The following is a 25,627-nucleotide window of genomic DNA, read 5'->3' as shown; positions in this document are numbered from 1 at the left end:
CGAGAGCGTGCTTTGCAGGAGCTGTTTCGCGGCAGTGGGACTCAATTCGATCCCGAGCTGACTCGCGATTTCGCAACGATGTTGGAGCGGCGACCCGAGTTGTTGCACAGCAGCGTAGTGAATCGTTGGTTGCAACAGCTGGATGCCAATTCGCCCAACTTCCTCGGCATGATGCGATCGGGACAACATGTCAGCACTGCAGATGCAGATGCCGCGAAGCCAGCGGCAACTTGGCAAGGGGAAACTCCGGCCGTGCTACCGTTCTATCAAGCTTTGGGCGATCAACTTCGTGACGGCGTTGCGTTCACCGACTGTGAAGGGCAAGTCACATTTTGGAACGAGACTTTGGCTCGGATGACCGGCGTTGCTTCCGAAGCGATGGTTGGGCGTCATTGGGACGCCGACACACTTGGGATGGTCGATGAATCCGGCAACGAATCCGCGGTTTGTCCGGTCGCCGATAGCCTGCGATTGCAGACCACGGTGACTCGCACGATGAAGATCGTCCACGGCAGTGTGTCGCGAGATGTGTTGTTGCAGGTCAGTCCCGTGAGCGATCCCTATGGCGGCGGAGCATTGGTGCTGGTTCGCGATATGTCAGATCGGAACAAACTTCAAAGCCAAATCCAGACGTTGCACAAGAAGGCGACGAGTGATCCTTTGACTGGTATTGCCAACCGGGCTGAATTCGATAGCCGATTGGTACGTGCCACTGCCGATGCGAAAAAGAACAATTCGACATTTAGTCTGATCATCTGCGACATCGACCACTTCAAAAGCGTCAATGATGTTCATGGTCACCCGGCTGGCGATGAGGCATTGGTCCAATTCGCTCGCGTTTTGGAAAGCCATGCAAGAGATGAAGATTTGGTGGCTCGCTATGGCGGAGAAGAGTTTGTCTTCCTGGCGATCAACAGTGACAATGCCACCGCAGCTCGACGTGCCGAACAAATTCGAAAGGCCATTGAAGTCACGCCACTGGATGGGCTCAATGGCGAATCGGTCACTGTCAGCTTTGGCGTTACGGAATATCAAACTGGTGACGCCGCTGAAACGATTCTGGCCCGATCGGACCGTGCTCTTTTGCAGGCGAAAGAGAACGGACGCAACCGAGTCGTTCAGCTTGGAACGGGAATTCACCAAGACGAAGAAGTTGAATCGCGGCCGGGCTGGTTCCGCTGGTTGACGTCAAAAAGCGAAGATGAGAACAGTGAGTTCCACTTGGTCACGCCTGTTCCAACTGATTTGGCCGTCGAAAAGCTTCGCGGATTTATCTCGGATCACCGAGCCGAAATCATTCAGGTCACCGGCAACGTGGTATCGCTCCGAATTGTCGCTCAAGGCGGTGGAAAAGGCCGGCGGGCAAGTGATCATCAGATGATGTTGCATCTTTTGATTCACCTGAACGAAGGTCAAGGTAGACGGAACAGGAACGACAACAGCGTTACTCAAACCTCTCTGCGAGTCACTATCCAACCCGTTCGGAATCGTGACCGACGCAGTCGCGATTTGACACCTTGCGTTCGCGAAGTGTTGGGAAGCCTCAAGAGTTACTTGATGGCCGAGATGGTTCAAAACAGCGAAGACTGAATGTCGCCGCCACCGCCTTGAAGGATGTGAACAAGCAACGTCTTTGTTTGTTCGCTGATTCCGGGCGAGTTGCTCTCACGTGGCCCGGCTACGTTGAGGTTCTCCGGGCGATGTTCTTCGAGCCAAGTCCGGATGCGTTTTGCGGCGGTTTTGGGTCGAGCCAAATCAACCGCCAGAAATGGGCGAGACTCGCGTCGGCAAATTCGCTTTGTCAGGGCCGTGCCGCCAGAGATGCGTTCGCGGTAAAGGATCAGTGTCGCGTCGGTGTCGATCACGTTTTGCTCCGTCCGATCCGGGTAATGTCGCGACGCGTGCTCCTGCAACAAATACTGATTGGGGATGCGGCCATCTTCCGCGATTCGACCGGCTGGGCACCATCCACCATGCGGTAGGTGCAGCTCAATGGCGGCGTCCAACGCTCCGCGATCCACGCCGGTTTGTCCGCCCGAAATGATCCACTTGGGGACGAAGGCGTCGGTCGATTGAGAACTAGAATTCGGCATGCGGCGATGATAGCACGCACGCTGGATCTGGGAATTGCGAAGCTTTCACCGAATCAGAACGCTGACGTCTCTGGGCCTGTTGTTCGCGGTCAGGGTGGATCGTAGCCGCCGGGATTCCATGGATGGCAACGACCGATGCGTTTGATCGCTCGCCATGTTCCGCGAATTGTGCCGTGTTTCTGAATGGATTCGATTGCATAGGCACTGCAGGTCGGTGTGAAGCGGCAGCTTGGCCCCATCATCGGACTGATCACGACTTGGTACCATCGGATGCACAGCACCATTGTCGAGATTGCCAGTCGCGACAAGAAACCTCGCGAAACTGGCGGAGGCGACTTGGCCGCAGCGTCTTGCGGCGCAGCGTTATCCGACGAGTCACTTTTTTGCTCGACGTTTTTCTGTTCTTCCTGCAACCGATCTACCATGACAACGAATGATACGGATTCACAACCCACCGCCAAACCGTCTGCCTCGGATGCGCCGGAGCGGATTCGACGCGAAGCGGTCGTCACCGTTGAACCCAATCAAGAATTGATCGATCCGTCAGCTTTCATCGCACCCAACGCGACAGTTTTGGGGGAAGTGTACATCGCCGCCGATGTCAGCATTTGGTTTGGTGCGGTCATGCGAGGCGATACGGAAAAAATCGTGATTGGTCGGGAAAGCAATGTTCAAGACCAATGTGTGTTGCACTGCGATCCCGGAATGCCCTGTTTGATTGGCGAACGCGTGACGGTGGGCCATTCGGCGATCGTGCACGGTGCAACGGTTGAGGATGATGCGTTGATCGGAATTGGAGCGATCGTTCTCAACGGAGCGACAATCGGAAAGGGGGCCATCGTCGCCGCTGGAGCACTTGTGACCGAAGGAACCGTGATTCCGCCGGGCATGTTGGCGGTGGGAACTCCGGCCAAACCGATCAAGGAAGTCAGCGATTCACTGCGAGAGCGATCGCGTGAAGGTGCCCAGCACTACGTTCGATTGGGCCGCCGTTATCGTGACGAATTTGCCGGCACAAACGTCACGTCCGGCAAGGTCGATTGAGCAGCACCGTTTGCCGGCATGCTTTTTTGAACAGGCTCGGTTTCTTGGAGCCGTGCATGGGGGGCGTCCTAGTGTTGGGGGAATATTCTTTGAATCCTCTTTTAGAGCCCGTGTTCCAACATGTCAGCTGCTCCTATTCCGTGGAAACACATTCGCAATGTTTTGGTCTTGTTCGCACCGGTTTGGTGCGGTGCGGCTGTTCTGTTTGGAGTTCTAGGGCTGGCGACGGCGTTGTTTTCGAGCGACCGCTGGGCTGCCCGGCAACCGCTCGTTCTTCGAGATGAAGCAACGGGTGCAGTTGATCGTTTGGGGCGATTTTCAAGTCAAACGGATTTGAAAGCCGCGCAAGAAACGCTACTCGAAATGGCTCGCAATCCAGAAGTGGTTGCGGCCGCTCTACGTGACATCGGACCCGTCGGTGGCGGACAAGACGATTCGTATCCATCGACCACTTTGGTTGATACCGTCGCGAATCGACGAGTCAATGTCGTTGCACCACAAGGCAGTGAGTTTGGCAACAGCGAACTGGTTTACTTGAAGGTCGAAGCGGAAACGGCTGAGCGTGCATCCGACTTTTGTCGTGCACTGTTGGACAACCTGAGCAGCCATCTTCGAACCGTTCGCCGTATTCGAGCCGACAGCGTGATTGTCGAGCTGACCAATGCTCGCGACTTGACGCGAATGAAATTGGACGCGGTTCTGACAAAGATGAATGAAGTTGAAGTTCGGTTTGGATCGGACTTGAGTGAACTGCGAAACTTGAACGACGCGATCTCAGGTGACGGTGCCAATCGCCGAACCATGGAAGAGAACGCCAAGGAACTTCAATTGGCGGAATTGGAACTCGAACGGTTGAATGCTCTGCAACAACTGTTGATCGCTGGATCGCAGGACCCGCGTCAGTTGTTGGTCAGCGGCGATGAATTGCTTTCCAGCCAACCATCGCTTCAACGATTGAAAGACGGTTTGATCGACGCACAAATCGAATCCAGTCGATTGGCGAGTGTGTACACCGAACTGCATCCGCGACGTCGTTCCGCGATCACGACCGAGCGAGAAATCACCTCGCGAATGTTGGAAGAAGCTCGTGCCGCGGTTCGTGCGATGAAGCCAACACTGGCGCTGGCTCAGGATCGAGTGCAACGTCTTAGAAACAAACAGGATCAGCTGAACGAAAAGCTGAGCCGTCTGGCCGGTGTGCGAACGAGCTATTCAAAGCTCGACAGCGACGCCGAAGCCTTGACGCAACAATTGGCGGAAGCCGAAGCAGCGCTTGGTGAAGCTCAGGCGAGTCGATCGGCAGCTCTTTCGACGAACCTGTTGGCTGAGCTTGGTCCACCTCAAGTCGGTGATTCACCGGAAGGAATGTCCGGAGTCTCGGTGACCTTTGGTTCGCTCTTTGCCGGTTTGGTGTTCGGACTGGGAACCGTATTTTTGATTGCTCCTGGGCCACAAGGACCGAGTGCCGGACGCCGTTGGAGCGACCGCCTGACCGGACGCCGGATGACAGACCACATGCCGCCAGAAATGGCCGCTCAAGTCACTTCGGTGCCCCCGGACGGAAAGGATCGCCGCCGCGGTTCCTCTCGCGACTGAACCAATGCATCGATTGCAGTAAACGAAAAACACCTCGCCGAGTGAACTCGACGAGGTGTTTCTTTTTAGACTCAACGTTTATCGGCAGAAGGTGCTAACAACGTCATCGTGGTTGACGTGATCACGCACCCGTTGCAGGCGCATCGACGCAACCTTCGCATTGGCAAACCTCGCAAATGCAGTTTTCGCAGTCGACGGATTCATCCAAGCAGCAGTTGCAATCGGCATCGCATTGGCCACAGACACAGGCAGCTGCAACCGCCGATGTGAGAGTGTCGCTTGATGCCGCTGTTTCGTTGGCGGCATTTTCGCACATCATGCCTGAGCAGCAACTCATCTTTGCGACCGCAGACTCGTTGGTTGACGTGTCGCAGGCGTCGCACTCGCAAGCCTCGCACGAGCAATTGTCACAATCGACATCGCCGTTGACACAGCAATCGCAGCCGACATCGCATTGATTGCAAGGGCAGGCTTCGCCGCGAAGGGCGGACGCGTTCTCGCTCGAAACAGCGCTTCGAGTGGCAAACAGGATTGCAACACCAACCAAAACGGTGGCAGCAAACATCATGGAAGTACGTAACATCATTGGGCTCCGAATGAACCTGAAACTAAATTGAAAATTGAAACAAAACTGTCGTCTAACTCAGTCTTGTTGAATCAATTCTGCCAGCGGCACAGAAGCACGCAGCGGTCACGCGACGTCAAGGCAGTTTGCCATGACGTGTCCGATTGCCGGTCGAGTCGACGGGATGGCAACGGATATTGAAGATCTTCGAGCAAGCCAATTGGCATGCTGAAAGTGACAGGTTGGTCATCGACCGTGAGCACGCGTGAGCTTACCCAGGAGTCGGTCAGAGTGGATCGGACTTCGCAGTCACATTGGGACGTCCATTCGCAGTGACAATTGGATGTCGAACTCGACGCCTTTGTTGTTTTCGAATCGGCCGTCGTCTTTGACTGGAAGCAAGAAGCGGCAGCAGTATCAACAGACGCACAACATCCAGAGGCGAACGTCGCATTGTCCGAAACCGATGCGGCGCAACAGCACGAAGGTTGCAGCATTGGCCAAACGCACAACGCGAGCACTGCCAGCAATGCTGGCACTCGAAACGCGGTTCGGTTCAGTGCGGTTGGTCTCATGGACTCTTTTATACGCAGCAAAGCGGCGTCGGGTCGAGGGATTTTTTCGAACACCGACGCAAATGGCGATTTGCAGCCGCAATGCGAGGCTTTTCTAAAACGGCTTACTCCTTCAATGGCGAAATCGTTGTCGAATCCGCCGCTTCACAAGGTCAAGTCATCATGGCGACGGCTGCGGAAGGGAAGCATTTCGAGACGCTCCGTTGCCATCGACCACCACGATGCGGCGTATTTCGGTGCCCGGCTTCATTTGTTGAATCTCATCGAAAGTGAGTTCCATCGATTTAGGATGGTCGTTGGCTCCAGTGTCGTGCGACCCATACTCTTGAAACGTTTCGATTCGATCTTTCGAATGGAATCCGACCCAGGGGATGCCCGCGGAACTGCTGATGCGGACGAGTCGTGCCGCTTCGTCGACTTCGACAGTTGGTCGCGATCTTGCTGGCTTTTCTGATTGATCGGACGAGCCGTCGAGTTGAAACCATGGGCTCCATCGCAGAAACGATGCGCTGACGGGCGAGAAGTAAGCTTCTTGTTCAGACGAAAACTTGCGAGGTTGTTTGTTTCGATTGCTGGGCGGATCTGAGAAAGTGAACACGCGATGGAAGTGGTCAAACCCTCGCGTCATAATTCCCATGTTGTCGGTGCAGTGAGGCAATCCCATCGCGTGACCGGTTTCGTGCAAAGTGGCTCCGATGGTGGTCGATGCCAACGCCCAAATCGTTCCTCGGAACGCACTGTCATCGTGAACGTGCGTTGCATCAACAGCGGTGTCGTCTTGAAAAACATCCATCGCGGATTGAACGTCGCGTGGCCAACAAAAGACTGATGCACTGCCGAACAAACCCAAGTTGGCTCCACCCAGTGCGGTGTGTCCGAGCATCTTTCCCGTACGAGGGTCTTTGCGAGTGTAAGCGGCCAAGACGACGTTCTTTGCCATCGGGTCCGGGTGTTCTTCGTTGATCCATCGGCGAACGTGTTGCCACCAACGATTGTTGTCGGCTTGAGCGTAGTAGTCCTGTTTGTCCCGGTCGCCTTTCCAAGTGTGAACGACGACCTCGCCCTTGTCGTCTCGTTCCAATGCAAACGTTCGCGGGCCGTAACCAAGGTCCTTCATCCGTTCAGCGGTGAAGGTTTGCATCAGCAACGCCGCGGTCCGAAGTCGATTCGCGTAGTCTTGCGTGACCGTGTCGTCCGGCACCGCGAAATCCGTTTCTCCCGATTGATCCGTCATCCAGATCAGTCGCACGTAATGCGGATTGGTCTGCGGTTTTAAAGTCAGATTCAGTTCGCTCGTTGGAAGCGATGTGTGTTCTAAACGAATGGCGTTTTTGCCCTCCGACAGTTCAACCAACGCTTTGAACCGTTTTCCATCGGTCAGCACTTTGACAGGAGCTGATCCGGCGGGCGCGTGCGTGTTGACGATCTTCAACTCGGACGCATCGTCAGCCGACACACTCCCGCGCAGCAGCACGACGCTGTATCGAACTTCGGAATCCGGTTCGTGGTTCTCAACTCGGATCGACGAGTCCAAGTTGCTAGCAATTGCTAGGTTGGCATCGCTCACCGCGACAGCGATGAAGAGTGCAAAGAGGAATGGGGACCAACGCGTGGTGACGAAAGCCGAGCGGATGCGGGAGAGTCTCATTGAAGGCGAACCATCTTTAAAAGTTGTCGGTGAACTCTGCGAACATTCTTCGCAAATCAATTGGCAGCGTGATCCAAGTTCCGCCAAACTCGCGCGGTCAATCTCGTCTGCACCTCGGCAGACGTGGCAGCGTCCGAAACAAAGGACGAGGTTCGGAGTTTACTTCGCATGTCCGCCTCTGTTGAATCGGGCTTGGCATCGACGTGCTGCTTTCTAGTGTGCGGTCGTTTCCTTGCTTTCTGATTTGGCATAGAATCCCGTGCGTTCACGTCTTAGGAACGGCCGGGAGACGAGTGTCAGGTACCTTCCGCTGGAACGGGCATAGGTCCCGGAACGGCACCACTGGGTGCCTCGACTAAAAGGTACCTGACACTTTTTTCCCGCCGATTACTCACTCCACTCACCAAAGCGTTGCGTTATGAAGGCATTGTTGCTGACCGAATACAAAAACATGCAGGTGACGGACGTGGATGAGCCCGAGGTGGGGCCCGATGACGTGCTGGTCCAAGTCGAAGCGTGTGGGATCTGCGGCAGTGACATTCACGGATACGACGGCAGCACCGGGCGTCGCATCCCGCCATTGGTGATGGGCCATGAGGCTGCCGGAGTGGTGGTTCAGGTCGGCGAAAACGTTCGCGATTTGGAGCTCGGAGCCCGCGTCACGTTTGACTCGATGGTGTCCTGCGGAAATTGTGATTTTTGTCGCGAAGGGCACGGGAACCTTTGTGATAACCGAATGGTTCTCGGAGTTTCCTGTGGCGATTACCGACGTCATGGTGCATTCGCGGAACGCATTTCGGTTCCTCGCCGGATAGTCTATCGATTGCCCGACACCCTGCCCTTCGAACACGCTGCTTTGGTCGAAGCGGTCAGCGTTGCGGTTCATGCAGCCGAAGTCACTCCGATCAAGTTGGGTGACACCGCCGTTGTGGTTGGTGCCGGCATGATCGGATTGTTGGCTGTGCAAGCCGTGCGAGCAGCGGGCGCGACGCAAGTCATCGCGGTCGATCTGAATGACAAACGTCTGGAAACAGCCGGTGCATTGGGGGCGGACGTGTTGTTGCGAGCCGATCAAGTTGATGTGCCGGAAAAAGTTCGTGAACTGACCGGTGGCCGCGGGGCAGACGTGGCATTGGAAGTCGTCGGTGCAACACCGACGGTCAAGACAGCAATTGAATCCGTCCGCAAGGGTGGAGCGGTTACGTTGGTCGGCAACGTGTCGCCTACGATCGAATTGCCTTTGCAGTCAGTTGTTACCCGAGAAATTCGATTGCAGGGCACGTGCGGTTGCAATGGAGAGTACCCACAGTGCATCGATTTGATGAATCGTGGCGTCATCAACGTCGAACCTTTGATCACGGCCAAAATTTCTTTGGCGGACGGTCCAAAATGGTTTGACCGCTTGCACGCCGGTGATGCGGAGCAAATGAAGGTGTTGGTTTGTCCTCGTTCGGAGTGAGATCCGAGACTGAATGACTTTTCGACGTTGACATTGAAGGCGGCGTGAAACTAATTTCCCCTCGTCGCCTTTCGCTGACTACTCCATTGACCGATTCAGGACAAAAGATGAGCGACCCGTTTGCAAGCCGAATGCGCTCGTATCCGACTCAGGAGCCTTCTTCGTCAAGGCCCGATCGGCGTCGCCGGCCGTTGTCGATCGTCACTCCGCTGCATTACACGCCGTCCTACGATTATCCTTTGGTGGTTTGGCTTCATCACAGCGGCCACAATGAATTGCAGGTGGAACAAGTTCTGCCGCACGTCAGCGTTCGCAATTATGTCGGCGTTGGCGTTCGAGGAATCCAAGCCACCGATGTGCGTGGATGGGGATTCGATTGGTCCGAAGGAGCTTCATCGATCGCCGCGGCTCGCGAAGCTGTGATGGAAGCGATCGAACACGCTCAGGCCGAATTGTCGATTCACTCCGATCGAATTTTGATCGCTGGATACGGCAGCGGTGCCACGATGGCCTGCCGAATCGCGTTGATGGAACCGGAACGATTCGGTGGCGTAGCGATGATGGGTGGTCAGTTCCCGTCCAGTCAAAGTGTGATGCGTGAGTACCATCGGCTCCGTGAACGTCGACTTCCGATCTTGTGGCAACAAGCGATCAATGGTGTCGATGATTGCCCCGAGCAATTGAAGCGTGGCATCCTGGCCGCGGAATCCATTCGGGCTCGTGTTGAAATTCGGCAGTACCGAGGTGATGATGTGATGAACGCGGTGGCGTTGCGTGACATTGACCAATGGTGTTTTGATACCATCGTGCAACCACGCACCAAGTCCACCGCGGAAAATTCGACGGTTCGTCCCACCGAGGGATTGTCACCGATCGATTTCTCCGCCAATTGATCGCCACTTGATGAACACCCCTGCCCAGTCAGATAGCCCCACCTCGACCGCGAAAATCCTTGTTGTCGATGATGACGTGGAAATCATCGAGTCCGTTTCTTACGCGTTGGAATCCAACGGCTACAAAGTGGTGGTCGCGCGAGATGGCAACCAAGCACTTGCGTTGGCTGAGTGCGAAAAACCACAGTTGATGATCTTGGACATGATGATGCCCAAGCGAAGTGGTTTCTTGGTGCTCGAAAAGATGCGGCGAGAAAATGAATTGCCGGTCCCGGTCATCATGATCACGGGCAACGAAGGCAGTCGCCATCAAGCGTACGCGGAATTGCTGGGTGTGAGCGAATACATCCGCAAGCCATTCGCAATCGAAAAACTGCTCGAAGCAGTCGATCGATTGCTGAAGTAGGTCTCAGGTTGCTTTGAGCGACCTGGCATTCCAATGTGAGCGACAGCTCACTGAAGCATTTGGCGATACATGTTGATCGCGGCTGGTCCAACAAGGACCACAAAAATGCCAGGGAAAATGAACAGCACGAGCGGGAAGATCATCTTCACGGCCGTCTTGGCTGCTTTCTCTTCCGCGATTTGACGACGTTTGGTTCGCATCGAATCGCTCTGAACCCGAAGGGCTTGAGCCACGCTGGATCCGAACTTGTCGGCTTGGATCAGGATCGATGCGAGTTGCTTCAAGTCATCGACACCGCTGCGGTAACCCAAGCCAGATAGAACTTCTGCACGGGGCCGGCCAAGTTGCAACTGGTGATTCGAGATTGAAAATTCTTCGCCAATTGATTTGTGGCTCTTCTGCATTTCTTCGGCCACCTTGCGGAGTGCTTGGTCCAGACCCAAGCCAGCTTCCACGCAGACAACCATCAAGTCCAGCGCGTCGGGAAGACCCAAGAAGATTTTTTCGCGACGTTTGCTAGCCATGTATCCCAAGATCAACGATGGGATCATGAAGCCGCCGATCATCCCGAGCAACAGCTTGATGATCATGCCCTGAGTCAGGCCGTCCAAGACGGCACCCGTGACACCACCGAGCATGAGCCCGACGCCGGTGCAAACCAGCTGAATGAGTTTGAAGATGACGGGAGCACTTTCGCGACGAAAGCCAGCGTTGATCAGTTTTTCGCGAAGCTTGCCCATTTCTTCTTCGTTGCCCGAGACCGAACTGGCGATTGGCGTCGCCGCTTTCTCAAGTGCCTCGGTCAGAGCTTCGTTCTTTGTGCGTTGCTTTTCATCCGCAGCGATGTCGCGGATGCCACGTTTGGCATCTTTCATTCGTTCCAAGCGTGATTCTGCAGGGGCCTGGTCTTCGCCGCCCACTTTGCTGAGGACAAACCAAGCGAACGATGTCACCGAAGCAAAAATCGCGATGGTGGTCAGCGTCACCGGGCTGAGGAATCCGATGAGTTCAGGAGCGATTGAGTATGTGAACATTGGACTGAGTTATGCGAAGTACGATGAGCGAAAGGGAGTAGAACGCGAAAGGGACGGACGGCGGATCTAGACTTTGATCGTGATGATCTTCTTGATCGCCAAAGCTCCCAGCAGCTGAGTGACCAAAGCCATACCCAAAGCCATTCGTCCGAGTTCATCCGTGAAGAGCATCAACACGTATTCAGCGTTGATTTTCAACATGACCAGGAACAAAACCGGCGGCAAAGCAAGCAGCACAGCACCGCTCATTCGACCTTCCCCGGTGAGGGCTTGGATCGTTCCGAGAATCTGCAATCGTTCACGAACAAGGTGTCCGATCTTGTCGAGGATTTCACTCAAGTCACCCCCGGTTTGTCGCTGCAGAATCACGGCGGTCGCAAAGAACCGGATGTCCATGTTGGGGACGCGTTCCGCCATGTCTTCGATGGATTCTTCAAGTGGGATGCCGAACTTTTGCTCTTCAAAGCAACGGCGAAATTCGGTTGCCAGAGGAGCTTCCATTTCGTCACCGACCAATCCAAAGCCAGCGTTCAGCGAGTGGCCCGCTCGGAGCGAGCGACCAAGCAATTCGAGAGCTTCAGGAATTTGTTCGCCGAATCGTTTCAAGCGGCGTTTGCGTTTGAAAGTGACATAGAAAACTGGCCCGCCGACAAACACCGCACCAACAACGGGGCCCAGCAAAATCGGAACCGGTGTGACCGCGCACAGCACGATGCCTGCGGCGAAGCAGGCACCACAGATCATCGCAAACTTGGTCACGGTGAGGTTGAGGTCCGCTTGTTCCAGGATCTTGTGAACCGCGGGCAGGCGGTCCATCACGGTTTTCAAAAGCCCGGTCGCATCATCCAGGTCGTTCAGCAAGAACGATGGCGTGCTGCTTTCGGACTCTGCTCCGCGTTTCCCATGGGCGAGTTGAGTCAGACGATCTTCCGTCGCGGTCGTTTCTTCCGAGGGCATCAAAACAGATGCACCGAACGCGATGAGCGAGGCAACAAATACCCCGGCGGCGACGATGATGATGATGGATGACATGGGAGCGTTGATTGAAGAGGGGGGAGTCGAACTTTGGTTGATTAAGGAGCTTCCGAGGCAGTTTCAGACACCGTGCCACAACCGATCGGCGGGCACGGCGTACTGGTTGCCGCCGATTAGGCGTCCATCATGACTCGTTCACGGAAGGCACTGGCGGGCAATCGCACGCCGGCAGCTTCGAGCTTGTCCATGAAGCTTGGGCGGACACCACTGCAGACAAATTGCCCGTAGGCTTTGCCTTCGGAGTTGATGCCCTTTTGGTTGAATCGATAAATGTCTTGCAGGATGATCGTGTCTTGTTCCATTCCAACGACTTCGGTGATCGCGGTGACGCGACGAGGTCCGCCTTGCAGACGGTTGGCTTGGATCAAAACATCCACCGCACCGCTGACTTGTTGACGAATAGCTTTGACCGGCAATTCAAAGCCGGACATCATCACAAGTGTTTCCAAACGAGCGATGGCGTCACGAGGCGTGTTGGCGTGAATCGTTGTGAGCGATCCATCGTGACCCGTGTTCATGGCCTGCAGCATGTCCAGTGTTTCACCACCACGGCATTCGCCGATGATGATTCGTTCTGGACGCATCCGCAGTGCGTTCTTGACCAAGTCCGTTGCAGTGACGGCACCCTTGCCTTCAATATTGGGCGGTCGAGTTTCCAGGCGGACAACATGGTCTTGTTGCAACTGAAGCTCAGCGGCGTCTTCGATCGTCACAATACGGTCTTCGTGGCCGATGAACGAGGACAATGTGTTCAGCAGCGTCGTTTTACCAGAACCGGTACCACCGGCGATGATCATGTTGAGGCGTGCTTTGATGCAGCCTTCGAGCAACATCACCATCTCGGGCGTGAAGGCTCGGTAGTTCAGCAGGTCTTCCAGTCGCAACGGATTGCTACCGAAACGACGAATTGAAACCGCCGCACCGTCCAGTGCCAGCGGAGGAATGATCGCGTTGACCCGCGAACCGTCTTCCAAACGAGCGTCAACCATCGGGCAAGTTTCATCGACGCGACGGCCGACTTTACTCACGATTCGGTCAATGATCTGCAGAAGGTGTTTTCCGTCGCGGAATTCCACGTCGGATTTCTGCATTTGGCCGCCCTTTTCAACATAAATGTTCTTGGGGCCGTTGATCAGAATATCGCTGACTTTCGGGTCTTTCAGGATCAATTCCAATGGACCAAGGCCAAAGGTTTCATCCAAGACTTCGTCGACAATTCGCTCACGCTCTTGGCGGTTCAGCAGCGTGTCTTCGGCATCGCAGAGGTGTTCAACCACCATGCGGATTTCACGTTTGAGCGTGTCGCCTTGGAGGTCACCGACACGCGATAGATCCAGCTTGTCGACCAATTTACCGTGGATACGGCGTTTGATTTGCTCGAATTGTTCTTGGCGATTCGCTTCGGGACGTTGGGGAGGCGCTGCTTGTCGCATGGTTCTATAAATCCTTGACGGTGTGCCGGGCACCCTCACAGAGTGCCTGAAATGACTCACCAAACCCTACGACCTAAACGGTGCACATGTCGTCAAAACGCAACATGATCCTGCAAATTTGAACGCTCTGCAGAGGCTTTGCGGGTTATGACGAGGCTGCGCGTTGGAAAAGATGAACCGTTGCAATTTGAGGCGGGCTGTTTTGCACTGATGACACACTGAATTTTTCTTTGCGGCCTTCGGTGGATCGGATTTGTGCTCGTCGTTGGTGGGCGAGATCGTAAGGGGTGGTACGACAGCGGCCGGAGGTGTATTTGAATAGTGGCTCGTTTGGTTGAACGCTTCTTGTTTGGAAGATGATGGCTGTTGTTGAGAATTCTGTGAGTGAAGTCTTGGACCGACGCGAATTGCGTGGGACGCTGGATCGTTTGCGTGGCGAGTTGTTGGCGCAGCGAACGACGGACGGGCACTGGACCGGCGAATTGTCCGCCTCGGCGTTGTCGACCGCGACTGCGATCAGCGCGATGAGTGCCGCGGTCCGCTCGGGAAAATTGGCCGACGCGGATAAAGGTGCTTTGTTAGAACAGATACAAAGCGGGCGCAGTTGGCTAGCGAATCAGCAGAACGACGATGGTGGCTTTGGTGACACGGATCGCAGTCACAGCAACATTGCAACCAGCTATCTGGTGCTGGCCGCTTGGACGTTGTCGGATCAAGTGACTGGCGAGACGACCGATGCGGATGCGATTTCGCGATTGCGGAACTGGATTCAGCTTGCCGGTGAGTTGGATGGATTGCGGCGGAGGTACGGCAAGGACAAAACGTTTGTCGTTCCGATTCTGACCAACATGGCGATCGCGGGGTTGGTTCCTTGGAAGAAGGTTGCTGCGCTGCCCTTCGAGGCGGCCGTTGTCCCTCAGTCGATGTATCGATTCGTGGGGATGCCCGTTGTCAGCTACGCGGTGCCGGCTCTCGTCGCGATCGGGCAGGTGAAGTTTCTGGAAGGTGGCGGTTGTTTGCCGCCATGGTCGTTAATTAGGCGAGCGGCGATCGAACCGTCAATGAAAGTGTTGCGTTCGATGCAGCCTTCCAGTGGTGGATACCTCGAGGCCACACCGCTGACGGCATTTGTCGTGATGTCGTTGTCGGCGAGCGGACGTGCGGATCACGAAGTCACGCAAAACGGACTGCGTTTCTTGCGGGATTCGATGTTGCCCGATGGCAGTTGGCCGATCGACACGAATCTCGCCAATTGGGCGACATCTTTGGCAACCACCGCGTTGGCGATGGACCCAGATGATGATCGGTCTTGGTCGAGCAATGAACTGATCCAGTGGCAACGAAGTTGTCAGTATCAAGAACGTCATCCATTCACAGGAGCTGACCCGGGGGGCTGGGGATGGACGGATTTAACCGGATCGGTGCCGGACGCGGATGACACTCCCGGTGCGATCATTTCGCTTCGAATGCAGGCGACGACCCGATCCGATCTGTTGTGCGATGACTACTCCAGGCGATGGCCGGCATCGGATCCGTCTGGTTCGATCTCTGAAAATGCGTTGGATACTTGGAAAGCTTGCGACCGGGGTGTCGATTGGTTGTTGGGGCTGCAGAATCGAGACGGTGGTTGGCCGACGTTTTGTCGAGGATGGGGCAAGTTGCCTTTTGACCGGAGCAGCAATGACTTGACGGCTCATGCTCTGAGAGCGATCGCGTGCTTGCCCAAACGTGATTCAGCGAAACGAGAGCGGGCGGTTCGGCGCGGGCTTCAGTTCCTGAGGAAAAATCAGCAGGCCGATGGTTCGTGGTTGCCGCTTTGGTTTGGGAATCAGGATCGACCAGAGGAAGACAATCCGATTTATGGCACGTCGCGAGTGTTGGTCGACGTCAGTCCAGCCCTGGGGCACGACGCTATTTCGCGAGGGCTGCAGTATTTGATCGACAGCCAAAACAGTGACGGGGGGTGGGGCGGCGGCGAATCTGTTCGCGAAACTTTTGGATTGCCCGAGGGTTTTATCAGTTCCGTGGAAGAAACTGCGCTTGCGGTGGAGGCCCTGGTCAGTTGGTGGGCCCGGATTTGCGGCGATGAGGGCGGACAGGCCGCTGAAAAGAACATTCCCGATGGAAGCCCGTGGGATGCGTCGATGCGTTCCGCACTGCGAGCGGCTATACTTTCGGGCACCCGCTGGCTGATCGACGCCGTGCAACGCGAGCGTCACCAGGTGGCTTGGCCGATCGGGTTTTATTTTGCCAAACTTTGGTATTACGAACGGCTTTACCCGTTGGTCTACACGACCGCGGCGTTGGGCCGGGTTATGCAACGCGACGAACTACTTAGGTGATTGGCTTGTCGACCGGATCCCCCTCCCTTCCCGCTTCTATCCCGCCGAATGAGAACGCATCGAGCGATGTGTCTGTTCCGGGAACCTCCTCGGGGCGTCGTCGAAAGACGAGCCATTTGAAGGAGGTGCCAGAAACATTGGCGATGCGGGAAAGCTTGCGAGATCGATGCGCGCAAGTGGCTGCCAAACTCGATCGCTCTCATCCGATGACCAAGGATGAGATGGAACAGATTTCCCGCCGGATGCTCGAAGAGGCTGATTTGCCCGAGAGCTACCTCGGTTGGGTGATGGTGATGATCAGCAGCGAGTTTTGGGCGGACGCACTCGCTTCGGTTCCGCCAGAACGACGACTGTTTTTGCTGCCTCACTGTTTGAAGCACGCCGAAGGTTGTCCCGCTGAATACGACCAATTCGGAATGAATTGCAAAGAATGCGGTGCCTGCAGCATCGCGGACTTCCGTTCGATCGCCGAAGACATGGGATACCGAGTCTTGGTGGCCGAGGGTTCTCCGGTCGTCATGAAGATCATCGTTGGCGGATATGTCGACGCGGTCGTCGGTGTCGCTTGTTTGAACGTTCTGGAAAAGGCGATCGACAAAGTCTTGTTGGCGGGGATTCCCTGCATGGCGGTGCCGTTGTTGTCCAGCGATTGTCGCAACACCAAGGTCGATGAGCCTTGGGTGGAGCAGATGATCCGCACGCCGTACAAGCCAGCTGCGGCGAAGACGAAGAGTTACGTTCACTTGATGCGAGCGGCCGGTTTGCTGTTCGAGGACACACTGTTCGAACGATTGGCACCACGGCAGCGTGAAAGCCATCTCAGCGGCGAAGGTGGGAACGCCTATTCGCCCGGGACTCGGATGCTGGATTCGACCCCGTCGGAAAACGGAGCACGTCCCGCCGTGACTCCTGAGCAATTGGAAGGCGTCGATCCGATCGCGGCGACCGAGGCAATCGCTCTCGACTTCTTGGCCCGCGGTGGCAAGCATTCGCGTCCTTTCATCACTTTGGCAGCCTATGACGCCATGATGGGCGGTGATGGCACCGGAGCCGATGGGGAAGATGTGCTCAATCGCGTGCCGGATGCGGTTCGGCGTGCTGCACTTAGCATCGAAACATTCCACAAGGCCAGCCTCGTTCACGACGACATCGAAGACGGCGATGCGTTTCGGTACGGGCAACCCGCGGTGCACCAGCGATTTGGGACCGCGACGGCGATCAACGTTGGTGACTACTTGATCGGACTTGGCTATCGCTTGCTCAGCCGAAACATGATGGGCGACGAAGTCGACGCTGAAACACGAGTTGATTTGCTGGATTCCCTGGCCGCAGCACACGTTCGATTGTCCGAGGGACAGGGTGCGGAGCTGCTTTGGCGAGACGCGAAGGATCGGCGTTTGACGCCGCTCGACGCTCTGAAAATTTATGCGTTGAAGACGTCCCCCGCATTTGAGGCTGCTCTTTACAGCGGCGTGCGAATGGCGGGTGACGCATCGGCGTTGGTGGATCCGATTCGCAAATTCAGTCGCAACTTGGGCGTGGCGTTCCAGATCATCAACGATTTGAACGACTGGGCCGGTGACGATTCCAACAAGCTGACTGCGGGCGCCGATGTGATCGGTGGACGTCCGACGTTGCTTTGGGCATTGGCTCTGCAGCATTTGGAAGACGAAGACAAAGACACATTGCTTGCGTTGGCAGAGCCCGATTGCGAATTGTCTGATCGCGAACGTTTGACCACGGTACGCCGGCTGTACGAAAAGGCGAACGTGTTCGAGATGAGTATGCAGTTGATCGACAAGCACCAAGCCCGAGCGGAGCAAGTCGCGGACGAAATCGAAAACGAAAGTCTGCGGCGTCTGCTGTATTTCCTGGTCGACACCGTGCTGGAACGACCTGAATCAGTTGGCTCGGGCGGAGACGCCGAACAGCCGAGTTCGCCCGCGGTCGTCAAGATTGGCGTGGTCGCTCGATAGATCCGAGTTGCGCATTGGCACAACATTCGTGCATTTTGTGGAACCAACCGAACATCGCCCAACGCGGTATCCCGTTTGAAAGTTGCTCATGCCTCCTGGTTCACCTTCTTCCGATGTCGAAACGTTGAGCGAATCAGGCGAGCAAGTCGATTTGAAGTCGCTGTTGAGAGAATTCTACAGCGACTTTAGTGAGTTGGCCGAGTTTGAATTGGTCACCGATATCCCCGAGCCATTCGACACGTTGCTCAACCACCAGTCTCACATGACGGTGACGGTCGAGCATTACCACGGTGAACCGGTGGATGTGGTGGTGCATCGTCGCCGCAATCGTTTTCGCGATGGCCGGGTGGCTCAGGCGGTGGACGTCGCAAAGCCAGAGGAATTGGATGCAACGGAAGCGTACACGCGAGAGATCACGTTGGTCACGCAGGACACTCAGCGAGTGGTCCAGCACGGTATCGTTCGCTTGGATCCTTCGGCGCTTTCGCGATCCGTTTGGCATCAAATCGCCAGCGGAGAGATTCCGCTGGGGCGTGTTTTGATTGAGAACAATGTTCTCCGGCAGGTCCAACTCTGTCGTCTGTGGAAGGTGACTACCGGACAACGGTTGGCAGAACTTCTGAATCTAAATGTCGGGGACGTCGTCTACGGGCGAACCGCTCTGATCCGCTGTGATCATCGTCCCGCGATCGAATTGCTTGAAATTGTGCGTGGAAACGGCCCAATTGGCTGATCGGGAATTCCGTCGCAAGGGAGCAAGTCCATTGACAACTTCCCCCCTGTGGGCGGTGGGTTAATTGACACAAGGAGTGTTTTTGTTACGATGCGAATGTTTCGAGGGTACGAATCGTTCTCGCCAACGTTCCTGTTGCGAGGTGATTCAGACTCAACGAAACAAGAGCGTTGACGAAGACCTCCACTACTGTCCACGAATGTTGGATCCCACCTTTTCACCAGTCTTGATCGCCCTGGTCGAGCTTGGTCCCACCCCTTTTTGGTTTTGCTCGTAACTCGCCGCGAAGGCGAATGTTGTGAAGAGCCAATTTCCCGCTTCATTTGAGGAGCATCAGAGACATGCGTTGTCACGGAAACCCACTGACGCAGCCCGGCATGTTTGGTCGCCGAGGATTCTTGGTTGCGGGAGCAGCCAGCGGTCTTGGATTGAGTTTGCCTCAATTGCTGATGCGAGAGGCATCTGCTGAAATCAAACAATACGACTTTGTCAAACCGAAGGCGAAGAGTGTCATCCACATCTACTTGCCCGGTGGGATGGCACAACAAGAATCATGGGATCCCAAGCCTTACAGCCCGATGGAATATCGTGGCGATTTGGGAACGATCAAAACCAACACGGGCGAAGTCATCGGCAGTGCGATGCCCCAGTTGGCCAAGCGAGCCGACAAGTACTGCGTCATTCGTTCGATGTCTCACGGTGAAGCGGCACACGAGCGTGGCACGCACAACATGTTCACTGGGTACAAACCCAGCCCCGCGTTGAGTTACCCCAGCTTCGGTGCTGTGGTGAGTCATGAATACGGCCCGCGAAATAATTTGCCGGCCTACATCTGTGTTCCCAACGTGCCCAACGAGTTTGCCGGAACGGGGTATCTGCCCAGTTCGTACGGCGGATTCGCTTTGGGCGCCGATCCAGCACGAGACGATTTCCAGGTTCGCGATTTGAACTTGGCCGGCGGCGTCGATGAAGCTCGCTTCATGCGTCGCAAACGTGCGTTGGAAATGGTGAACCAGCGATTCGTCACCGGCACGTCAGCAGACAATGTTGGTGCGATGAACACGTTCTACGAGCGTGCTTATGATTTGTTGGACACACCGGAAGCCAAAGCCGCTTTTGACCTGTCCAAGGAAGACGACAAGACTCGGGATCGCTACGGACGCAACCAAGCTGGTTCGCGAATGTTGATGTGCCGTCGTTTGATCGAAGCCGGTTCGCGGTTGGTCACGATGACCTACGGGTCGTGGGACATGCACACGTCGATTACATCCGGAATTCGAGGCCAGATGCCTTCCTTCGACCAAGGTTTGGCTGTGCTTTTGGATGACCTCAGCGAACGTGGTTTGCTGGACGAGACTTTGGTCATGGTCACCAGCGAATTCGGTCGGACACCCAAGATCAACGCGGACGCGGGCCGAGATCACTGGCCAAAGGTCTTCAGCGTGATGCTGGCCGGCGGTGGCGTTCAAGGCGGCATGATTCACGGTGCGTCGGATTCGACCGCATCGGAACCCGAGCTCGATCCCGTTTCCCCTGCTGACTTGGCAACGACCATGTATCGCTTGCTGGGCATCGTGGCTGACAAAGAGCTGATGGCACCTGGCGATCGGCCCATCGAAATTGTTGATGGCGGAAACGTCATTGAGAAAATCTTGACCTAGTCGCTGACTTCACGTCATCGACGGTCCAATCCCACCTATCCCGCCCCGCCTCTATCCCACCAAAGGTTTGTTGTGATGTCACACGACAATCTCCCTGCTTGCGCAGACCGATTTTCACATCGGTCATCGCGTTGGGCAAAGAAGCCCCGGGCTTCTGTAGTCTCCGCTGCCCACGTAGCCGCCGCTAAACGTTGCTTGCTCAGCGTCGCGGCGGTCCTGAGTGCGATGTTCGTGGTTGGAACCGCTTCTGCGGCTTTCCCTAAGATCACTTACATGCGACCGCTAGGCGTCGTTCGCGGCGAAGAGTCGACAATCACCCTGCATGGCAGTTCGCTGGGTGATGCCACGCAAGTTTTGACGGACTTGCCTGGCCTAGAGATTTTGGAGGTCACGCCGGTTGATGAAAAATCGGTGACGGTGAAGTTGAAGGCAGACGAAAAACTGGCTCCCGGGTTGTATCCAATTCGGTTGGTGACGAAATCGGGGATCACCGACTTGCGTTTGCTCGGTGTGGGAGCGATGCCGATCGTCAACGAAGTTGAACCCAACAACTCGTTCGAAGAACCACAGACGATCGAAATGGATCGCACGATCGAGGGCAACGTCGATCGAGAAGACGTCGATTGCTTCAAGGTTCACCTGGAAGCCGGTCAAAAGCTGACGGTCGAAATCGAAGGCATTCGATTGGTTCAAGAACTTCGTAATCGAAATATTTTCGACCCCGCCATTGCGATCTTGAACTCTGATCGTTTCGAAGTGGCTGTCAGTGACGACTCGCCGCTGTTGCAGCAAGACAGCTTGTGTTCGTTCACGCCCGAAGAGGCTGGTGAATACACAATTGTGGTACGAGAAAGCTCGTTTCTGGGTGCGTCCAATGTGTGTGGCTATCGTTTGCACGTTGGCTCGTACCCTCGTCCGGTCACCGTGATTCCATCGGGCGGCGTCAATGGCGAAGTGCTTCAAGCCAAGTTGATCGATGTTGATGGCACGGTAACGGATAGCAGTGTGCAGCTACCGAGTGAGCCTGTGGCACAGTGGCCGGTGACTCATCAAGACGACCGAGGCATTTCGCCGTCGCCCAACTGGATTCGCGTCAGTGATGCACCGATTGTGACGGAAGTCGAACCCAATGAAGGGCAATCCCAAGCCTCGCCTGGTCAGTTTCCCGCTTTGCTGTGCGGTGTCATCGAGGAAGGTGATGGCTACGATTGGTATTCGTTCGAATGCAAAAAGGGCGATCGTGTTCGAGTTCAATTGCACGCTCGCAAAACCCTTCGGTCGCCGCTTGATGGTGTGATCCACGTCTTCGGTCCCGATGGCAAAACGCTGAAAGGCAGCGACGACATCGGACCCAACCCTGACGGTCTGGTTGACTTCGATGCTGCCGCCGATGGTATGCACTTCGTTCGTGTTTACGATCACCTGCGGCGCGGAAGTCCCAACCACAATTACGTGATCGAACTCAGCCGTCGTGAACCTTCGTTGGAACTGACATTGAAGGAACTTCGTCGCGATGAGGCGATGGTTGTTCCTGTTCCCGTTGGTGGACACGGTGCGATGGTGCTGACCGCTCGACGCAATCAATTCAATGATCAGTTCGATGCGTTTGTCGAAGGGTTGCCAGAAGGCGTGACCGCTCAAACGTTCCCAATGCCTGCCGGACGCGTCGAAATTCCAATCGTCCTACACGCGACCAAGGAAGCCAAACTTGGCGGTGCTTTCTTTGAAGTGGGCGCCGCCGGGAAAATCGGTGACCGAGAAATTCAGGGTGAATTCAACCAGCACCACAAAGTCGTCTTGGGTCAGAACCGTCGAGAAATGTTTGGCTATGAAACGGAAAAAGCCGCGTTGGCGGTTTGCGAAGCGATGCCGTTCAGCGTGGAAGTGGTTCAACCGAAAACCCCTATCCTTCGCCGCGGAAGCAAGGACCTGGTCGTTCGAATCAAACGCGACGAGGGATTCGATGGCACTGTTTCGTTCCGAACGCTTTACAACCCTCCGGGAATCGGAGTGAACAACAGCAAGCGAATCGACAAAGGCAAGGACCAAGTCGTAATCCCGATCACCGCGAATGGCAGTGCTGCGATTGGAACCTGGCCGATGATTCTGCAAGTCAGTTACGGCACCAGTCGAGGAACGGCAACCATGTCGACTTCGCCAATTATGCTGGATGTCGAAGAGCCAGTCTTTGATTTTGCTTTCCCGAAGGCAGCTGCTGAACAAGGTGCCGAAACAATTCTCGCGGTCGGTATGACCAAACGTCGAGACATCGAAGGGGATATCGAAGTCCGCTTGGTTGGGATCCCCAACGGAGTGAGTTGCGAGGAGCCTCAAAAGAAAGTGGAACTTGGTTCCGAAGCCGTTCAGTTCGAACTGAAAGTTGCTGCGGACGCAAAACCAGGGACTCACAAAACAATGGTCGTCCAAACCATGATCACTCGTGATGGCGAGACAATGATCCAAACGGATGGCACCGGGGAGATTCGGATCGACAAACCATTGCCGGTCAAAAAGGATCCGCCCGCAGATAAGAAAGCCGAAGCGAAACCCAAACCGAAGCCCGCCGCCAAGCCGCTCAGTCGCTTGGAACAACTACGTCAGCAAAAGGAGTCGAAATGAACCGGTCCTTCAATCGATTGACTGTTCACGCACTGGGGCTGACCGCGATAGCATTCGCAATGGTCTCGGCCGGTTCAGTCTCGGCTGCTTCACCCGAAGCGATCAAGTCAAAGCCAGGCGAAATGCCAAAGATTGATCTCGCGGTCTATCCGCCTGAGATCTCGTTGACCACTGCCGCCGACTTCCAGTCCTTTGTCGCCGTGATGCGGCGTGAAGACGGCGTGACAGAAGATGTTACCGACAAGGTTCGTTGGTCCTTGGGCGATGACAAACTGGCGAAACTGGACGGGCATATCCTGCGACCGCTTGCCGATGGCGAAACAACCTTGAACGGGCGGTTCAGCGGTACAAACGTCGAAGTCAAGGTTCGAGTCGCTCAGGCAGCGACTCATCCACCGGTCAGTTTTATCAAGGACGTGATGCCAACACTGACTCGTTCTGGTTGCAACACCGGTTCGTGCCACGGTGCCGCTCGCGGAAAAGACGGATTCAATCTCAGCCTCTTTGGATTTGATCCAAACGGTGACTACCAACGCATTACACGTGAAATTGGCGTGCGACGTATTAACCTGGCTGTTCCATCGGAGAGCCTGTTGCTGAAAAAGTCGGTTGGATCCGTTCCGCACACCGGCGGCAAGTTGTTTGATGTCGATTCGGATTATTACGCCACGCTGCACAGTTGGTTGAAGGCCGGAGCTCCCATGGATCCAGCCGATGCACAACCTCCCGCAGTGACCTCGGTTTCGATTTATCCACAGCAAGCTGTTCTGGAAGGCACAGGAACAACGCAGCGTTTCGTGACCGTTGCAACTTATGCCGATGGGACCACTCGTGATCTGAGTCGATTGGCGACGTTCTCGACCAACGATTCATCCGTCGCGGCGATGGACCAAAACGGATTGGCTACCGCTGGTGCACGTGGCGAAGCGTTTGTGATGGCTCGGTTTGATACTCACACGGTCGGCTCGCAAATTCTGACGCTGCCCACTGACCTGCAATACTCCGCACCGGAACCGCAACCTAGCAGTTATGTGGATGAATTGGTCGATAAGAAACTGCAACAGCTTCGTTTGGTACCAAGTGGTCAGTGCACAGACGCAGAATTCATCCGCAGAGCAACGATTGATATCACTGGTCTGTTGCCGACCGAAGAAGAGTTGAATCTCTTCGTCAATGATGTGGCTCCTGACAAACGCGAAGCATTGATCGATCGTCTTCTGGAACGAAAAGAGTTCAGCGAAATCTGGGCGATGAAGTTTGCTCAGCTGTTGATGATCAAAAGCACCAACCAGGTCAGCAAGAAGTCAGCCATGCTGTATGCGAGTTGGTTGACCGATCAGTTTGCTCGCAATGTGCCCGTCAATGAGATGGTGCACGATCTTTTGACCAGCACGGGCGGGACGTTTGGCCAACCAGCGACAAACTTTTACGAGATCGAACGTGACACACTGAAGACGGCGGAAAACGTTGCTCAGGTCTTTATGGGCATTCGCACTCAGTGTGCCCAATGTCACAACCATCCGTTCGATCGTTGGACCATGGACGATTACTACGGGTTCACTGCTTTCTTCAGCCAAGTCGGCCGAAAGCAAGCAGAGGACTACCGTGAAAAGATCGTTTACAACCGGTTCAGCGGTGAAACCAAGCATCCAGTGACAAACCAGAACGTGCCTCCCAAATTCTTGGGTGGTGAAGCACCAGAAACGAAGGGCAAAGACCGCCGGGAGGTGTTGGCGGATTGGTTGGTCGATGGAGAGAACCCGTTCTTTTCGACCAGCATTGCCAACCGGGTGTGGGCGCACTTCATGGGATCCGGTCTGGTCGATCCCGTCGACGACATTCGTGTCAGCAATCCGCCGAGCAACCCAGAGTTGTTTGACGAGCTGGGCGACAAATTAGTCGAGTACAACTACGATTTCCGCAAACTTGTTCGTGACATCTGCACCAGCCGTGCCTACGGACGCAGCACAGCGACCAACGAATCCAACGCCCACGATTCGCGAAACTATGCTCATGCAGCGATTCGTCGGGTCCCAGCGGAAAGCTTGTTGGATTGCATTTGCCAGGTCACCGAAAGTCCTGAGAAATTCAGTGGATTGCCGTTGGGCAGTCGCGCGGTGCAAATCGCCGATGGCGCAACGTCAAACTACTTCTTGACGACGTTTGGTCGTTCACCGCGAGCAACTGTGTGTGATTGCGAAGCAACAACGGATCCGTCGTTGTCACAAGCTTTGCACTTGCTAAACGGAAGTTCCGTGCACAGCAAAATCGTGCGTGGTGGATTGATCAAAAAGTGGTTGAACGATGAGAAGCTCGATCCCGAAGCGGTTCTCGTTCGCATTTATCGACGAGCGCTCAGTCGTGAGCCATCGACCGAGGAACGCGAATCGGTGAAGACATTGCTCGCCGAAGAAGGTGCCGAACCTCAAGCGGTCATGGAAGACGTTTTCTGGGCGGTCCTCAACGGCCGCGAATTCGTTTTCAACCACTGATCCCGTTTCATTCACTGATAGAT

At 55.3% G+C, this 25,627-nt stretch carries 19 protein-coding genes; 13 read left to right on the top strand and 6 right to left on the bottom strand.

Annotation, left to right across the window (positions count from 1 at the left end):
- A partial coding sequence (locus RE6C_RS10845) for a sensor domain-containing diguanylate cyclase (RefSeq protein ID WP_039961785.1) occupies positions 1 to 1,590 on the top strand: 1,590 nt, incomplete at its 5' end.
- Here the strand turns inward: RE6C_RS10845 and RE6C_RS10840 are convergent.
- Both RE6C_RS10840 and yidD read right to left on the bottom strand, forming a co-directional pair.
- Positions 1,572 to 2,093 carry a putative molybdenum carrier protein gene (locus tag RE6C_RS10840; RefSeq protein ID WP_008656533.1) on the bottom strand — a complete coding sequence of 174 codons (522 nt, stop codon included), beginning with the start codon at positions 2,091 to 2,093 and terminating at the stop codon, positions 1,572 to 1,574. The two genes, RE6C_RS10845 and RE6C_RS10840, sit on opposite strands and share 19 nt — an antisense overlap.
- An 89-nt stretch (positions 2,094 to 2,182) precedes the next feature.
- Positions 2,183 to 2,518, bottom strand: coding sequence for a membrane protein insertion efficiency factor YidD (gene yidD, locus RE6C_RS33485; RefSeq protein WP_008656531.1), 336 nt, complete (start codon positions 2,516 to 2,518; stop codon positions 2,183 to 2,185).
- On the opposite strand from yidD, the gene RE6C_RS10830 reads away from it, so the two are divergent.
- The 3 genes from RE6C_RS10830 to RE6C_RS30235 all read left to right on the top strand — a co-directional run bounded on the left by RE6C_RS10830 (position 2,517) and on the right by RE6C_RS30235 (position 5,191).
- Positions 2,517 to 3,137, top strand: a complete 621-nt coding sequence (locus tag RE6C_RS10830; RefSeq protein WP_008656532.1) for a gamma carbonic anhydrase family protein — start codon at positions 2,517 to 2,519, stop codon at positions 3,135 to 3,137. The two genes, yidD and RE6C_RS10830, sit on opposite strands and share 2 nt — an antisense overlap.
- A gap of 120 nt (positions 3,138 to 3,257) precedes the next feature.
- Positions 3,258 to 4,733 carry a GumC domain-containing protein gene (locus RE6C_RS10825; protein ID WP_008656530.1) on the top strand — a complete coding sequence of 492 codons (1,476 nt, stop codon included), beginning with the start codon at positions 3,258 to 3,260 and terminating at the stop codon, positions 4,731 to 4,733.
- Positions 4,734 to 4,909: 176 nt separating this feature from the next.
- Complete coding sequence (locus RE6C_RS30235) at positions 4,910 to 5,191, top strand: hypothetical protein (RefSeq protein ID WP_236618102.1); 282 nt, start codon at positions 4,910 to 4,912, stop codon at positions 5,189 to 5,191.
- Between the two features lie 842 nt (positions 5,192 to 6,033).
- Here the strand turns inward: RE6C_RS30235 and RE6C_RS10810 are convergent.
- The gene (locus tag RE6C_RS10810) at positions 6,034 to 7,440 is read right to left on the bottom strand and encodes a metallopeptidase (RefSeq protein WP_008656527.1); all 1,407 of its coding nucleotides are present in this window, start codon (positions 7,438 to 7,440) and stop codon (positions 6,034 to 6,036) included.
- Positions 7,441 to 7,939: 499 nt separating this feature from the next.
- Here RE6C_RS10810 and RE6C_RS10805 point away from each other — a divergent pair, with 499 nt between their 5' ends.
- Genes RE6C_RS10805 through RE6C_RS10795 form a run of 3 tightly spaced genes read left to right on the top strand, consistent with a single transcriptional unit; the run spans position 7,940 to position 10,279 of the window.
- Complete coding sequence (locus RE6C_RS10805) at positions 7,940 to 8,980, top strand: galactitol-1-phosphate 5-dehydrogenase (protein WP_008656523.1); 1,041 nt, start codon at positions 7,940 to 7,942, stop codon at positions 8,978 to 8,980.
- A gap of 44 nt (positions 8,981 to 9,024) precedes the next feature.
- Positions 9,025 to 9,873: an alpha/beta hydrolase gene (locus RE6C_RS10800; RefSeq protein ID WP_236618100.1), complete on the top strand. Its 849-nt coding sequence runs from the start codon at positions 9,025 to 9,027 to the stop codon at positions 9,871 to 9,873.
- A 10-nt stretch (positions 9,874 to 9,883) separates the two neighbouring features.
- Positions 9,884 to 10,279, top strand: coding sequence for a response regulator transcription factor (locus RE6C_RS10795; protein WP_008656515.1), 396 nt, complete (start codon positions 9,884 to 9,886; stop codon positions 10,277 to 10,279).
- Between the two features lie 47 nt (positions 10,280 to 10,326).
- Here RE6C_RS10795 and RE6C_RS10790 read toward each other — a convergent pair whose 3' ends face one another.
- From RE6C_RS10790 to RE6C_RS10780, 3 genes are all read right to left on the bottom strand, one after another.
- On the bottom strand, positions 10,327 to 11,313 hold the full coding sequence (locus RE6C_RS10790; protein ID WP_008656514.1) for a type II secretion system F family protein: 987 nt from the start codon (positions 11,311 to 11,313) through the stop codon (positions 10,327 to 10,329).
- A gap of 66 nt (positions 11,314 to 11,379) precedes the next feature.
- A complete protein-coding gene (locus RE6C_RS10785) occupies positions 11,380 to 12,345 on the bottom strand; it encodes a type II secretion system F family protein (protein WP_008656513.1) in 966 nt (321 codons plus the stop codon).
- 116 nt (positions 12,346 to 12,461) lie between these two features.
- Entirely contained in the window at positions 12,462 to 13,781 is a 1,320-nt protein-coding gene (locus tag RE6C_RS10780) for a TadA family conjugal transfer-associated ATPase (RefSeq protein WP_008656512.1), read from the bottom strand.
- 356 nt (positions 13,782 to 14,137) lie between these two features.
- On the opposite strand from RE6C_RS10780, the gene RE6C_RS10775 reads away from it, so the two are divergent.
- From RE6C_RS10775 to RE6C_RS10745, 6 genes are all read left to right on the top strand, one after another.
- Complete coding sequence (locus RE6C_RS10775; protein ID WP_008656511.1) at positions 14,138 to 16,123, top strand: prenyltransferase/squalene oxidase repeat-containing protein; 1,986 nt, start codon at positions 14,138 to 14,140, stop codon at positions 16,121 to 16,123.
- Positions 16,120 to 18,099 carry a DUF116 domain-containing protein gene (locus RE6C_RS10770; RefSeq protein WP_008656510.1) on the top strand — a complete coding sequence of 660 codons (1,980 nt, stop codon included), beginning with the start codon at positions 16,120 to 16,122 and terminating at the stop codon, positions 18,097 to 18,099. Before RE6C_RS10775 ends, RE6C_RS10770 begins: the two co-directional genes overlap by 4 nt.
- Positions 18,100 to 18,187: 88 nt before the next feature.
- Complete coding sequence (locus RE6C_RS10765; RefSeq protein WP_008656508.1) at positions 18,188 to 18,832, top strand: DUF4388 domain-containing protein; 645 nt, start codon at positions 18,188 to 18,190, stop codon at positions 18,830 to 18,832.
- A 341-nt stretch (positions 18,833 to 19,173) separates the two neighbouring features.
- Positions 19,174 to 20,493, top strand: coding sequence for a DUF1501 domain-containing protein (locus tag RE6C_RS10755; RefSeq protein ID WP_007335387.1), 1,320 nt, complete (start codon positions 19,174 to 19,176; stop codon positions 20,491 to 20,493).
- A gap of 195 nt (positions 20,494 to 20,688) precedes the next feature.
- Complete coding sequence (locus RE6C_RS10750; protein ID WP_008656503.1) at positions 20,689 to 23,112, top strand: PPC domain-containing protein; 2,424 nt, start codon at positions 20,689 to 20,691, stop codon at positions 23,110 to 23,112.
- Entirely contained in the window at positions 23,109 to 25,604 is a 2,496-nt protein-coding gene (locus RE6C_RS10745) for a DUF1549 domain-containing protein (RefSeq protein ID WP_008656500.1), read from the top strand. The genes RE6C_RS10750 and RE6C_RS10745 overlap by 4 nt, the downstream gene beginning before the upstream one ends.
- The last annotated feature ends 23 nt before the right edge of the window (positions 25,605 to 25,627 follow it).

Origin of the sequence: Rhodopirellula europaea 6C (assembly GCF_000338295.1) — a bacterium.
GTDB classification, from domain to species: Bacteria; Planctomycetota; Planctomycetia; order Pirellulales; family Pirellulaceae; genus Rhodopirellula; species Rhodopirellula europaea.
Note: the sequence above shows the minus strand (reverse complement) of the source record. Positions and strands in the feature narration are given on the sequence as shown.